Genomic DNA, 12,860 nt, shown 5'->3' on the forward strand with positions numbered 1-12,860 from the left:
CGCCACAAGGTCACCATCCAGCTCATCAACAACCACATGCTCGCTTTGATCCGCTGACAGGCTGCGCCCGGGTAGGGAACATCTGCCAGCTTGGGGGATTCCGTATCAGTGTTTCAATCTGTCAGCCCGCCGCACGGCGTGCTGGCCACCACAGGCATCTGGCCTGCAATCTGCGCGCACGACGCCCGGTGGCATCGACCTGCCTGCGTGAGGGGCAAGGGCTGTGTGGACTAAACTCCAGACAAATCAACCACTTACATAACAACGCGCAGGTGAAACACATTATAGGGGCCAAACCGCCCACAGCCCCTGCGGGGCTTCCCGCAGCCCGCCTGGTGGAAGTGGATGCTGACTCCGCTGGCCAGCGGCTCGATAACTTTTTGATACGCCACTTGAAAGGCGTGCCAAAAACGCATGTCTACCGCATCATCCGCAGCGGTGAGGTCCGCATCAACAAAGGCCGCGTGAGCGCCGACACCCGCGTGGAAGTAGGGGACGTGGTGCGCCTGCCGCCCGTGCGCATCTCCGACAAGGTGGCCGAGAAGGCCGAGCGTCCGGCGCCTGCGCGCGAATTTCCCATCCTGCTCGAAGACGAGCACCTGATTGCCCTGGACAAGCCTGCGGGCGTGGCGGTGCACGGCGGCAGCGGCGTGAGTTTTGGCGTGATCGAGCAATTGCGCCAGGCGCGGCCGGCGTCCAAGTTCCTGGAACTGGTGCACCGCCTGGACCGCGAGACCTCGGGCATCCTGCTGGTGGCCAAGAAGCGGTCAGCGCTCACTCACCTGCAAGACCAGTTCCGTGAGCGCGAGACAGGCAAGACCTATCTGGCACTCGTCACGGGCACCTGGCCTGCCAACAAAAAGGTCATCGACCTGCCACTGCACAAGTACCTGCAGGCCGACGGCGAGCGCCGCGTGCGTGTGACCACGGCCGATGACCCGGATGGCATGCGCTCCATCACGTTGGTCAAGGTGCGCAGCACTGTGCCCGCGCGTGCCGCTCAAGGCCTGCCGGCGATGTCCCTGCTGGAGGTGACCATCAAGACCGGCCGCACCCATCAGATCCGTGTGCACCTGGCCAGCCAGGGCCACGCCATCGTGGGTGACGATAAATACGGTGACTTTGACCTCAACAAGCGTCTGCAGAAGCTCTCGATGAAGCGCATGTTCCTGCACGCATGGCGGTTACAGTTCAACCACCCCGCCTCGGGCGAGCGTGTGCAACTGATTGCCGAGCTACCCCCTGAGCTGGCCGATTTTGTGTCCCCTGCCTGACGATCCTGCGCGAAGAACCCCCTCCATGTCTGCCAATAACTTCCGTCCGCGCCGCTTCGATCTCATCGCCTTTGACTGGGATGGAACCCTGTTCGACTCCACCGCCATCATCGTGCGCTGCATCCAGGCAGCGGTGCGCGACGTGGGCGGCACGGTACCCACAGACAAGGAGGCCGCCTATGTGATTGGCATGGGCCTGATGCAGGCGCTGGCCCATGCCGCCCCCGATGTGCCGCCCGAAAAGTACACCGAGCTGGGTAACCGCTACCGCTTCCACTACATCCAGCACCAGGACGACCTGAGCCTGTTCGATGGCGTGTTGCCGCTGCTGAACGATCTGCGTGAACGTGGGCACCTGCTGGCCGTGGCCACGGGCAAAAGCCGGCGCGGGCTGGACGAGGCGCTGCATTCGGTGGATTTGCGCGGCGTGTTCGACGGCTCCCGCACCGCCGACCAGACCGCTGGCAAGCCGCACCCCCTGATGCTGCAGGAGCTGATGGCCGAATTTGACGTGGCGCCTGAGCGCCTGCTGATGATTGGCGACACCACCCATGACCTGCAGATGGCGGTCAACGCGGGCTGCGCGAGCGTAGGGGTGAGCTATGGCGCACACGAGCCCGACGCCTTTCATGCCCTCCAGCCGCTGGCGGTTGTGCATTCGGTGCGCGAGCTGCACGACTGGCTGCTGCACAACGCTTGACGCGGGTATCGGAGCGGGACGAGCCTATGACCATACCCTCCACTGATCAGCCTATCGCGCTGTGCAACAGTGGCGACCTTGTCGATGGAGGCCTGGCCGTGCCGTTTGATGTGCAGTACGCAGGCCAGACGTGCAGGGCCTTTGCAATCCGCTACCGAGGCCTGCCGCACGCTTACCTCAACCGCTGCACCCATGTGGCGATGGAGATGGACTACCAGCCCAACCGCTTTTTTGATGACACAGGCCACTGGCTGTTGTGTGCCACCCACGGGGCGGCCTACTTGCCCCATACCGGCCAGTGTGCGGGCGGTCCCTGCCGCGGTGGGCTGGTGAAAATTGCCCTGTCGGAGAGCGATGGTGTGGTGCGCTGGCATACTGCCTACAACCTGCAGCCTGTAGAGTTCTAGAAAATCCAGATGAATTACCCTGATGTGCTGCCGCCCGAAGCGGGCCACCGCAACGCGCGGGCCGCAGCGGTGCAGTGCCCAGGACGCATGACATGACTGACCCCCAGCAGCCCGCCTCGTCGGGCTTTGACCCCAAAAGCAATTCCGCCCCCGATCTGTGGGCGCAAGCAGCTACTAATTCAGGAGCCCCTGTGAGCGATTCATCGCGTGAACCCGGGTGGGAACGCGCCACGCTGGAAAAGCTGGCCTTTGCCGCCCTCAACGAACAACGCAGCACCCGCCGCTGGAAGATTTTTTTCCGCTTGGCATGGCTGGTGTTGTTTGCTGCTGTTGCGTTCGTGGCCCTGCGTCAGGCATCGCCCAGCACCAGCAAAAGCACGCCGCACACCGCCGTGGTGGACATCAAGGGCGAGATCGCCAGTGGCGCCGAGGCCAGTGCCGAGTTTGTGGTGGCCGCCATGCGCAGCGCGCTGGAGGATGAGGGCTCGCAAGCGCTGGTGCTGCTCATCAACTCGCCCGGTGGCAGCCCGGTGCAGGCCGGCATCATCAACGACGAGATCGTGCGCCTGAAAGCCAAGCACAACAAGCCGATCTACGCCGTGGTCGAAGAAACCTGCGCCTCGGCTGCCTACTACATTGCAGCCGCCGCCGACGATATCTACGTGGACAAGGCCAGCATCGTGGGCAGCATTGGTGTGCTGATGGACGGTTTTGGATTCACCGGCGTGATGGAGAAGGTGGGCGTGGAGCGCCGCCTGCTCACCGCAGGCGAGAACAAGGGTTTTCTGGACCCCTTCAGTCCGCAGACCGAGAAGCAGCGCGCCTACGCGCAGACCATGCTCGACCAGATCCACCAACAGTTCATTGCCGTGGTGAAGGCAGGGCGCGGTGACCGTCTCAAGACCACGCCCGATACCTTCAGCGGATTGTTCTGGACGGGCCAGCAGGCCGTGGAAATGGGCCTGGCGGACAAGCTGGGCAACCTGGACTATGTCGCGCGCGAAGTGGTCAAGGCGGAGGACATCATCGACTACACCCGCCGCGACAACGTGGCCGAGCGCCTGGCCAAGCGTTTTGGCGCGGCGGTGGGCATGGGCGCCGTCAAGTCACTGGCCATATCGGGGCCACAGTTGCGCTGATATTCGCCTCGGAGTCGGCAGGGGGCGTGATCATCCGCGCAAGCCCTTGCATCCACGGCAGATGTCTATTCGAAGCCCCTGCAGAGGTATCTGCCGGGGCTTTTTTGTTGGGCCTGGTTGCGCTGTGCTGCGGTGCCGGTGTGGGGCCGTTGTGCAGCGGTCTGAGGGGTTTGGGGGTGTTTTGGGGCGGTTGCGCTAGTGGAATATGCCTGGAATGCTCCTGAATATGTAGCATTCCAGGCACCTCGCCCGTAGCGTGTTACCCCGTCGCTGTCTCAACGCCCCAGCGCAAACACCACGGGGGTGCGGTTGTCCGGTGGTGCGGGCTGCTGCTTCCACTGGCGCACCAGCTGGCTTTGCACCCGCGCGTCGGGCAGGGTCAGCCCGCTGGCTAGCGCCAGCCGGGTGTGCGGCTGCAGGGTCTGAACCAGCGCCTGCCACAGGGCCGGGTTGCGGTACGGGGTCTCGATGAACAGCTGGGTCTGGCCCGTGCGCAGCGCGATGCCTTCCAGCTCCTTGATGCGCTGTGTGCGCTCTTGTCCGTCTTGTGGCAGATAGCCGACGAAGGCGAAGTTTTGTCCATTGAGGCCACTGGCGGCCAGGGCCAGCAGCAGCGACACCGGCCCTACCAACGGCACCACGCGCAGGCCCAGGTCGTGCGCGGCCCGCACCACCGACGAGCCAGGGTCGGCCACTGCGGGCATACCCGCTTCGCTGACCAGGCCGATGTCGTGCCCGTTCAGGGCCGCAGCCAGCAACGGGCGGGCATCGAACGGCGCTGAGCCTTTGTCGCCGTGGTCGCCTTTTTTGTGCACTTCACGCGGCAACTCGGTGATCTGCTGTTGCTGCAGAGTGAGGGCCAGGGGGTGCAGCGCGTCAATGCGCTTGAGGTAGGCGCGCGTGCTCTTGGCGTTTTCGCACACCCAGTGGGTCAGGCGGGCGGCTGTCTGCAGGGTGGCCGAGGGCAGGGCATCCTGTAGTGGGGCCTGGGTGTCGCAGCCAAAGTCGAGGGGGGCGGGCACCAGGTACAGCGTGCCGGTTTTTACGTTCATGGCAGCACCAGCCCTGCTGCGCGCAGCATGCGGCATGTGCGGATCAGTGGCAGCCCGATGAGCGCCGTGGGGTCGTCGCTGTGGATGGCGTCCAGCAGGGCAATACCAAGGCCTTCGCTCTTGGCGCTGCCTGCGCAGTCGTAGGGCTGTTCGGCGCGCAGGTAGCGCTCGATTTCTTCATCCGATAGATCGCGGAACTTCACCTCTACGGGGGCGAGGTCCACCTGTTCAAAGCCGGTTGCCGCGCACACCACCGCCAGGGCGGTTTGGAACACCACCGTCTGGCCGCGCATCTGGCGCAACTGCTGCACCGCGCGATCGTGCTGGCCCGGTTTGCCCAGAGGCTCCCCGGCCAGGTCGGCCACCTGGTCGGATCCGATCACCACGGCTTCGGGGTGCTGCCGCGCCACAGCTTCCGCTTTAGCCAGAGCCAGGCGCATGGCCAGGGCGCGGGGCGCCTCGCCGGGCAGGGGGGTCTCATCGACATGGGGGGCGCTCACTTCGAAAGGCAGGTTCAGCCGTTCCAGCAATTCGCGCCGGTAGCGCGAGGTCGAGCCCAATACCAGAGGGCGTTGCGGGGAGGGGGATTGATGCATGCGCCGATTCTCTTACACTGCCGCCATGACCAAGGAATTCTCCGCACAGCGCCTCGACGTGAAAGCCTTCGCACAGGCGGGCGGTCGGCTGGCGGGACACGACTCGCTGCTGAAGTACGAACGCCTGGCGCAAGAGGCCAAAGGCCTACACCCCGACCTGTTGGTGGACTGGGAGGCGACGGGCGAAGTGCGCACTGCCCCGGGAGGCATGGGGCAGGTCTGGCTGCACATCAAGGTGCGCGCCAGCTTTCCCATGGAGTGCCAGCGCTGCCTGACGCCGGTCGATGTGCCCCTGGAGGTGGATCGTGAGTTCCGCTTTGTGGCGGACGAAGCCACGGCCGAGGCCCTGGACGATGAGAGCGAAGAAGACCTGCTGGCCCTGAGCCGCGAGTTTGATCTGCACGAGCTCATCGAAGACGAACTGTTGATGGCGTTGCCCGTGGTGCCCAAACACGACGAGTGCCCGACCTCGGTGCCGCTGGCGTCTTCGGACGACGATTTTGAAGAAGCCAACGCCGAAAAACCCAACCCGTTTGCCGCGCTGGCAGCCTTGCGCAAAGACGCCAAAGACTGATTCATCGACCCAAAAATCATTTGGGTTATAATCGTGGGCTTCACGCGAACCCCATCGTGTCTTTTTGGGCTGATCGCGTTTTTACCAACCTATTCCAGATCAGGAGCCATCATGGCCGTTCAGCAAAACAAAAAGTCCCCTTCCAAGCGCGGCATGCACCGCTCGCACAATGCCCTGAACGTGCCAGGCATTGCTGTGGAACCCACCACTGGTGAAACGCACCTGCGTCACCACATCAGCCCCAACGGTTTCTACCGTGGCCGTCAGGTGCTGAAGAACAAGTCTGAAGCCTGACCTTCACCCCATCCAAAGGCCCGTTGCTACAAACCCTGTAGCGCGGGCCTTTGTTTTGACCGTCGTATTCATCTCTCGGCCCTTTGGGCCGGCCGGACAAGTCGCCCATGATCACACTGGCTGTTGACTGCATGGGGGGCGACCATGGCCCCCGCGTCACGCTCGCGGCGTGCCGCCAGTTTCTCGACCACCACCCGGATGCCCGTCTGCTGCTCGTTGGCCTGGCGGACAGCCTGCAATCGTTCTCCCACGACCGAGCCACCATCGTTCCCGCTACCGAAGTGGTCGCTATGGATGACCCGGTGGAAGTGGCCTTGCGCAAGAAGAAAGATTCTTCGATGCGCGTGGCCATCCAGCAAGTCAAGGATGGCACGGCTTCGGCGGCCGTATCTGCGGGCAATACCGGTGCCTTGATGGCCATTGCCCGCTATCTGCTCAAGACGTTGGACGGTATCGACCGTCCTGCCATCGCTACCCAGTTGCCCAACGCCACCGGTGGTGCCACCACGGTGCTGGACCTGGGGGCCAACGTCGATTGCTCGGCCGAGCACCTGCTGCAGTTCGCCGTGATGGGCTCTGCCCTGGTATCCGTCCTTCAGGAGGGTGGCGAGCCCACGGTGGGTTTGCTGAACATTGGTGAAGAGGTCATCAAAGGCAGCGAGGTGATCAAAAAGGCGGGTGAATTGCTGCGATCTGCCGCTAATTCTGGCGATTTGAACTTCTATGGCAATGTGGAGGGCAACGATATCTTCAAGGGTACGGTGGATATCGTGGTCTGTGATGGTTTTGTGGGCAATGTGGCGCTCAAGGCCAGCGAAGGTGTGGCCTCGATGATCATCGGAGCACTTAAAACCGAATTTTCACGCCACATTTTTACCAAAATGGCCGCTATCGTCGCCTATCCGATCTTAAAAGCGTTGATGAAGCGCATGGATTACCGCCGTTACAACGGCGCGGCGTTGCTCGGCCTGCGCGGGCTGGTGTTCAAGAGTCACGGATCGGCAGACGCCATGGCTTTCGAGCAGGCGTTGAACCGGGCGTATGATGCAGCCCGCAACAACCTGCTCGACCGTGTCCGGACCCGGATTGCGCACGCGGCGCCCCTGCTGGCGCCTGCAGATGCCCAGCCCCAGCCTGGCGTTGCGGCGACCGCACAATAATGAGACGTTATTCCCGCATTACCGGCACCGGCAGCTACCTGCCTCCCCGCCGGTTGACCAACGCTGATCTGGTCGCCGAACTGGGCCAGCGCGGTATCGAAACCTCCGATGAATGGATTGTGGAGCGCACCGGCATCCGGGCGCGCCACTTTGCGGCGCCGGATGTGACCGCCAGCGACTTGGGGTTGGAGGCTGCGCGCAATGCCCTGCAGGCCGCCGGCCTGCAGCCCACCGATATCGATCTGATCATCGTGGCCACGTCCACGCCGGACATGGTGTTCCCGTCCGTTGCGTGTATCTTGCAGAACAAGCTGGGTGCCAATGGATGCCCTGCGTTTGATGTGCAAGCTGTGTGCAGCGGTTTTGTCTATGCCCTGTCGGTGGCGGACGCCATGATCCAGACAGGTGCTGCCAATCGCGCGCTGGTGATTGGTGCAGAGGTTTTCAGCCGCATCCTGGACTTCAACGACCGCACCACCTGTGTGTTGTTCGGTGATGGTGCGGGCGCTGTGGTGCTGGAGGCCTCTGACACGCCTGGCATTCTGTCGAGCGACCTGCACGCCGACGGCAAGCATGTCGATATTTTGTGTGTGCCCGGCAATGTGTCCGGCGGCAAGGTGCTTGGGGATCCGGTCCTCAAAATGGACGGACAGGCGGTCTTCAAGCTGGCAGTGGGTGTGCTGGAAAAGGCGGCCCACGCGGCCCTGGCCAAGGCCGGGCTGACCGAGGCCGATATCGACTGGCTGATCCCGCACCAGGCCAACATCCGCATCATGCAGAGCACCGCCCGCAAACTGAAGATGTCCATGGACAAGGTGGTGGTCACGGTGGACCAACACGGCAACACCTCGGCAGCCTCCATTCCGCTGGCTTTGGACCATGGGGTGCGCACCGGTCAGGTCAAGAAAGGCGAAACCCTGCTGCTCGAAGGTGTGGGTGGTGGTTTTACCTGGGGTGCTGTGCTCCTGAAGTTGTAGCTGCTGGCGCAATAGGTATCTGCGCTACCGGCCGGTTTCATCATATTTCTGGATTTTTCATGAAGTCTTTTGCATTTGTCTTTCCGGGGCAAGGCTCGCAATCGGTTGGCATGCTCGATGGTTGGGGTGACCACCCGGTGGTGGCGCAGACCCTGCAGGAAGCCTCGGATGCTCTGGGTGAGGATGTCGGCCTGCTGATCAAGGAAGGCCCCAAGGAGGCTTTGGCCCTCACCACCAACACCCAGCCGGTGATGCTGGTTGCTGGCGTGGCGGCATGGCGGGTGTGGCGCGCAGAAGGTGGCGCAGCCCCGGTGGCCGTTGCCGGGCATTCGCTGGGCGAATACTCCGCCCTGGTGGCGGCTGGTGTGTTGACGCTCGCGCAGGCGGCCCCGCTGGTGCGGCTGCGTGCGGCGGCCATGCAAGAGGCGGTGCCTGTCGGCACCGGCGCCATGGCGGCCATTCTGGGCATGGAGGCTTCCAAGGTCATCGCTGGTTGTGCCGAGGCTTTGGCATCGTTCGGGCCAGGTACGGCTGAGGTGGTGGAGGCTGTCAATTTCAACGACCCGATCCAGACCGTGATCGCCGGTACCAAGGCGGGTGTGGACAAGGCCTGTGAGGTGCTCAAGGCGGCGGGCGCCAAGCGCGCATTGCCCCTGCCAGTGTCGGCGCCTTTCCATTCCAGCCTGATGAGGCCTGCGGCTGAAAAGCTGCGTATGGCGCTGGCGGAGGTTGCGCTTGCTACCCCTCAGATTCCGGTGGTCAACAACGTGGACGTGGTGGTGCAGCAAGACGCTGATGCCATTCGCGAAGCGCTCTACCGCCAGGCCTTTGGCCCCGTCCGCTGGGTGGAATGCGTGCACGCGCTGAAAGGCCGTGGTGTGACGCACATCATTGAATGTGGCCCTGGCAAGGTGCTGGCAGGCCTCACCAAACGCATCGACCCTGAACTGGTCGGCGCAGCATTGTTTGACTCGGCCACGCTGGCTGAAACCCGGGAGTTGTTGGCATGACGGAATCGACCCAGACAGCAGTGCAGGCGGCGCAAGTGGCGCTGGTGACCGGTGCATCGCGCGGCATCGGTGCTGCCATTGCCCTGGAGTTGGCGGTGCGCGGCTACCAGGTGGTGGGTACAGCCACCACGGATGAAGGCGCTGCGCGCATCAGCCAGGCGCTGTCGGCTTACCCTGGTTGCCGCGGTGCCAATCTGAACGTGAACGATGTGGCTGCGGTCGAGGCCCTGATGGACGCCATCGTCAAGCAGCAAGGTGGCCTGCATGTGCTGGTGAACAACGCGGGCATTACGCGCGACACTCTGGCCATGCGCATGAAAGACGACGACTGGGATGCCGTGCTGGACACCAATCTCAAGGCGGTATTCCGCACGAGCCGCGCAGCGATCCGGCCGATGATGAAGCAGCGCTTTGGGCGCATCATCAGCATCACCAGCGTGGTGGGTGCGTCGGGCAATCCAGGCCAGGCCAACTACGCTGCGGCCAAGGCGGGTGTGGCGGGCATGACGCGCGCACTGGCCCGTGAGCTGGGCAGCCGCAGCATCACCGTGAACTGCGTAGCACCCGGTTTCATCGAGACCGACATGACCTCCGTGTTGCCCGAAGACCAGCAAAAAGCGCTCAATGCGCAGATCCCGCTGGGTCACATGGGCAAGCCGGCCGACATCGCGCACGCGGTGGCGTACCTTGCCTCGCGCGAGGCTGGCTATGTGACGGGGCAGGAGTTGCATGTCAATGGCGGCATGTACATGTAGTTATTGAAAGTTAACGCCGGTTCATCCGGACGGCGGGTCGTTTAGGGGCTTCTCCTTAAGCGGCTAGAATCGCGGATTCATTCACAACCCCCAGAGGGAAACCATGAGCGATATCGAAGCACGCGTCAAAAAAATCATTGCCGAACAACTCGGTGTGGAAGAGTCCCAAGTCACCAATGAAAAGGCCTTCGTGGCAGACCTCGGTGCCGACTCGCTCGACACGGTGGAACTGGTGATGGCTCTGGAAGACGAATTCGGCATCGAGATCCCGGACGAAGACGCCGAGAAGATCACCACGGTGCAAAACGCCATCGACTACGCCAACACCCACCAGAAGGCCTGAGCAGCGCCCTGCGCCTGACTCAAGCGATCAGCAGAAGGTTTTATACGCATGAGCCGTCGTCGCGTTGTCGTGACCGGCCTGGGTTGCGTCAGCCCCGTGGGTAACACGGTGGCCGAGTCCTGGGCCAATCTCCTTGCCGGCCAGTCCGGCATTGATCTCATCACCAAGTTCGATGCATCGAACTTCGCCTGCAAGATTGCGGGAGAGGTCAAAGGTCTTGACCTGGAGTCGTACATCAGCGCCAAGGATGCGCGCGCGATGGATACCTTCATCCACTACGGCATCGCTGCTGCAGCGCAGGCCGTCCAGGACGCAGGGCTTCCCACGGGTGAAGCGCTCAGTGAGGAGTTCGCCACACGCATTGCCTGCGTGATCGGCTCCGGCATTGGCGGCCTCCCGCTGATCGAAAACACACACGCCGAGCTGGTCAGCCGCGGGCCACGGCGTATCACTCCATTTTTTGTACCTGCGTCCATCATCAACATGGTGGCAGGGCATGTGTCCATGCGCTTTGGCTTCAAGGGTCCCAACCTTGCCGTGGTGACCGCCTGCACGACAGGCTTGCACTGTATTGGCGAGGCTGGTCGCATGATCGAATACGGCGATGCGGACGTGGTCGTGGCTGGGGGCACCGAATCCACGGTATCTCCGCTGGGCATCGGCGGGTTTGCTGCCATGCGGGCCCTGTCCACTCGCAACGACGACCCCAAGACGGCATCCCGCCCCTGGGACAAGGACCGCGACGGTTTTGTGCTGGGCGAAGGCGCTGGTGTGATGGTGCTCGAAGAGTACGAACATGCCAAGGCGCGAGGCGCCAAGATTTATGCCGAACTCAGCGGCTTCGGCATGAGCGCAGATGCAGGTCACATGACCGCTCCCAACATGGATGGGCCCCGGCGCGCCATGCTCAGCGCGTTGCGCAACGCCGGGATCAATGCCGATCAGGTGGATTACCTTAACGCCCACGGCACGTCCACTCCCCTGGGTGACATCAACGAAACCAACGCAATCAAGGCGGCCTTGGGCGACCACGCCTACAAGACCGTTGTGAGCTCCACCAAATCCATGACGGGCCACTTGCTCGGCGGTGCGGGGGGAATTGAGAGTGTGTTCACCGTGCTGGCACTGCATGAACAAAAAGTGCCGCCCACCATCAACCTGTTCAACCAGGATCCGGAGTGCGATCTCGACTACTGCGCCAATACGGCGCGGGACATGAAGATTGATGTGGCCGTCAAGAACAACTTTGGCTTTGGCGGCACCAACGGAACGCTGGTATTCAAACGCGTCTGATTGCGCGCATATACCAATCTCGGATTCGGTGGCAATACGTATCGCTTGTGGGCCTGCGGGCGATGTGTTATTGACTGTGGTGTCGGTCCGTCATCGAGTTGGCGCTTGATCCGTCCTTCGAAGGGAGCTGTCTTGTGACGCGGCTTTCGAGACGGCCTCCCTCTGTCCAATATCCGTTGTGTCGCAGTCGGGTGCTGGGCGTGCTGTTGGCTGCCTGGGTGCTTGCGGGTGGTGCCGTTTTGGTTGCCTGGATCGCTTTGGGTAGCCGTGCTGCGCATCTGTCTATCGCAGTGGCCCTGTGTTTCTGGCTGCCAGCGATGGCGGCTGCCATGCACTTTTGGTGGAGCCAAGCCCGTGGAGTTTTGCAGTTCGACGGCCAAGCCTGGACGCTGAACCGAGTGGCGCCGCCCACCAGTGTGCCGCTGACGCTTTCAGCGCCCCCGGAGGTGCTTCTGGATCTGCAGGCGCATCTGTGGGTGCGCATCTTGCTCGTCGGACATCCGCCGCTGTGGTTGTGGCTGGAGCGTTCCAGTCAGCCAGAGCGCTGGATGGACTTGCGCCGTGCGGTATATTCGCGCGCCAGATCGGGCGCTGACAACGCTGACGAAACCGCCCGGCAAGCTGCCCCAGGGCGTGAATACTGAGTATCCATGACTGTAATTCCGCCTTCCCCCTCCGAAGATAGCGACCTCCAACTGGTGGAGCGCACGGTAGCGGGCGACCAGCGCGCCTATGAATTGCTGGTCATCAAGTACCAACGCCGCATCGAACGACTGATCGGGCGCATGGTGCGCGACACGGACCTGGTGCAGGACATTGCCCAGGAAACCTTCATCCGCGCCTATCGGGCGCTGCACCAGTTTCGCGGCGACGCCCAGTTTTACACCTGGCTGTACCGGATTGCTGTCAATACAGCCAAGAAGGCGCTCATGGATATGAAGCGCAACCCGGTCATTTCCGAAAATGCATTCAGGGGTTCGGAGGACGAGGATGAAACTTCCCGCCTTGGACACGAACTAACCAGCGACGAAACCCCCGAAACTGTCCTTGCGGCCCAGGAAATCGCCCAGGTCGTGAATGCAGCCATGGAGGCCTTGCCCGATGATCTGCGCCAAGCTGTCACGCTGCGAGAGATTGAAGGGCTCAGTTATGAAGAAATTGCTACCGCGATGGGGTGCCCCATTGGTACGGTGCGATCTCGAATCTTTCGGGCGCGAGAAGCCATTTCGGCCAAAGTGCGCCCCTTGCTCGAAAACCAGTCGGGCAAACGGTGGTGAGGTGATTGA

16 protein-coding genes are annotated in these 12,860 nt (G+C 62.6%); 14 read left to right on the forward strand and 2 right to left on the reverse strand.

Annotation, left to right across the window (positions count from 1 at the left end):
- Positions 1 to 272 precede the first annotated feature (272 nt).
- The 4 genes from CLU87_RS04535 to CLU87_RS04550 all read left to right on the forward strand — a co-directional run bounded on the left by CLU87_RS04535 (position 273) and on the right by CLU87_RS04550 (position 3,520).
- Complete coding sequence (locus CLU87_RS04535; protein WP_099729679.1) at positions 273 to 1,274, forward strand: RluA family pseudouridine synthase; 1,002 nt, start codon at positions 273 to 275, stop codon at positions 1,272 to 1,274.
- A 25-nt stretch (positions 1,275 to 1,299) separates the two neighbouring features.
- Positions 1,300 to 1,974 carry an HAD family hydrolase gene (locus CLU87_RS04540; RefSeq protein WP_099729680.1) on the forward strand — a complete coding sequence of 225 codons (675 nt, stop codon included), beginning with the start codon at positions 1,300 to 1,302 and terminating at the stop codon, positions 1,972 to 1,974.
- Between the two features lie 26 nt (positions 1,975 to 2,000).
- Positions 2,001 to 2,381, forward strand: coding sequence for a Rieske 2Fe-2S domain-containing protein (locus CLU87_RS04545; RefSeq protein WP_099729681.1), 381 nt, complete (start codon positions 2,001 to 2,003; stop codon positions 2,379 to 2,381).
- A 92-nt stretch (positions 2,382 to 2,473) separates the two neighbouring features.
- Complete coding sequence (locus tag CLU87_RS04550; protein WP_099729682.1) at positions 2,474 to 3,520, forward strand: S49 family peptidase; 1,047 nt, start codon at positions 2,474 to 2,476, stop codon at positions 3,518 to 3,520.
- 275 nt (positions 3,521 to 3,795) lie between these two features.
- Here the strand turns inward: CLU87_RS04550 and CLU87_RS04555 are convergent, their stop codons facing one another.
- Positions 3,796 to 4,572, reverse strand: a complete 777-nt coding sequence (locus tag CLU87_RS04555) for an SAM-dependent methyltransferase (RefSeq protein ID WP_099729683.1) — start codon at positions 4,570 to 4,572, stop codon at positions 3,796 to 3,798.
- A complete protein-coding gene (locus tag CLU87_RS04560; protein ID WP_099729684.1) occupies positions 4,569 to 5,168 on the reverse strand; it encodes a Maf family nucleotide pyrophosphatase in 600 nt (199 codons plus the stop codon). The genes CLU87_RS04555 and CLU87_RS04560 overlap by 4 nt, the downstream gene beginning before the upstream one ends.
- A 25-nt stretch (positions 5,169 to 5,193) precedes the next feature.
- On the opposite strand from CLU87_RS04560, the gene CLU87_RS04565 reads away from it, so the two are divergent.
- From CLU87_RS04565 to rpoE, 10 genes are all read left to right on the forward strand, one after another.
- A complete protein-coding gene (locus tag CLU87_RS04565) occupies positions 5,194 to 5,742 on the forward strand; it encodes a DUF177 domain-containing protein (RefSeq protein WP_099729685.1) in 549 nt (182 codons plus the stop codon).
- Between the two features lie 111 nt (positions 5,743 to 5,853).
- Positions 5,854 to 6,036, forward strand: coding sequence for a 50S ribosomal protein L32 (rpmF, locus tag CLU87_RS04570; RefSeq protein ID WP_005794249.1), 183 nt, complete (start codon positions 5,854 to 5,856; stop codon positions 6,034 to 6,036).
- 107 nt (positions 6,037 to 6,143) lie between these two features.
- Positions 6,144 to 7,196, forward strand: a complete 1,053-nt coding sequence (gene plsX, locus CLU87_RS04575; RefSeq protein ID WP_099729686.1) for a phosphate acyltransferase PlsX — start codon at positions 6,144 to 6,146, stop codon at positions 7,194 to 7,196.
- The gene (locus tag CLU87_RS04580) at positions 7,196 to 8,173 is read left to right on the forward strand and encodes a beta-ketoacyl-ACP synthase III (RefSeq protein ID WP_099729687.1); all 978 of its coding nucleotides are present in this window, start codon (positions 7,196 to 7,198) and stop codon (positions 8,171 to 8,173) included. Before plsX ends, CLU87_RS04580 begins: the two co-directional genes overlap by 1 nt.
- 59 nt (positions 8,174 to 8,232) lie before the next feature.
- The gene (gene fabD, locus CLU87_RS04585; RefSeq protein WP_099729688.1) at positions 8,233 to 9,183 is read left to right on the forward strand and encodes an ACP S-malonyltransferase; all 951 of its coding nucleotides are present in this window, start codon (positions 8,233 to 8,235) and stop codon (positions 9,181 to 9,183) included.
- A complete protein-coding gene (fabG, locus tag CLU87_RS04590) occupies positions 9,180 to 9,938 on the forward strand; it encodes a 3-oxoacyl-ACP reductase FabG (RefSeq protein WP_056061353.1) in 759 nt (252 codons plus the stop codon). Before fabD ends, fabG begins: the two co-directional genes overlap by 4 nt.
- Positions 9,939 to 10,041: 103 nt before the next feature.
- Positions 10,042 to 10,281, forward strand: coding sequence for an acyl carrier protein (acpP, locus tag CLU87_RS04595; protein WP_003058049.1), 240 nt, complete (start codon positions 10,042 to 10,044; stop codon positions 10,279 to 10,281).
- A gap of 48 nt (positions 10,282 to 10,329) precedes the next feature.
- Positions 10,330 to 11,574: a beta-ketoacyl-ACP synthase II gene (gene fabF, locus CLU87_RS04600; protein WP_056061355.1), complete on the forward strand. Its 1,245-nt coding sequence runs from the start codon at positions 10,330 to 10,332 to the stop codon at positions 11,572 to 11,574.
- A 200-nt stretch (positions 11,575 to 11,774) separates the two neighbouring features.
- Positions 11,775 to 12,218, forward strand: coding sequence for a hypothetical protein (locus tag CLU87_RS04605; RefSeq protein WP_233193710.1), 444 nt, complete (start codon positions 11,775 to 11,777; stop codon positions 12,216 to 12,218).
- A 6-nt stretch (positions 12,219 to 12,224) separates the two neighbouring features.
- On the forward strand, positions 12,225 to 12,851 hold the full coding sequence (gene rpoE / locus CLU87_RS04610; protein WP_015013192.1) for an RNA polymerase sigma factor RpoE: 627 nt from the start codon (positions 12,225 to 12,227) through the stop codon (positions 12,849 to 12,851).
- The last annotated feature ends 9 nt before the right edge of the window (positions 12,852 to 12,860 follow it).

The organism is Acidovorax sp. 59 (assembly GCF_002754175.1).
Taxonomy (GTDB): Bacteria; Pseudomonadota; Gammaproteobacteria; order Burkholderiales; family Burkholderiaceae_C; genus Acidovorax; species Acidovorax delafieldii.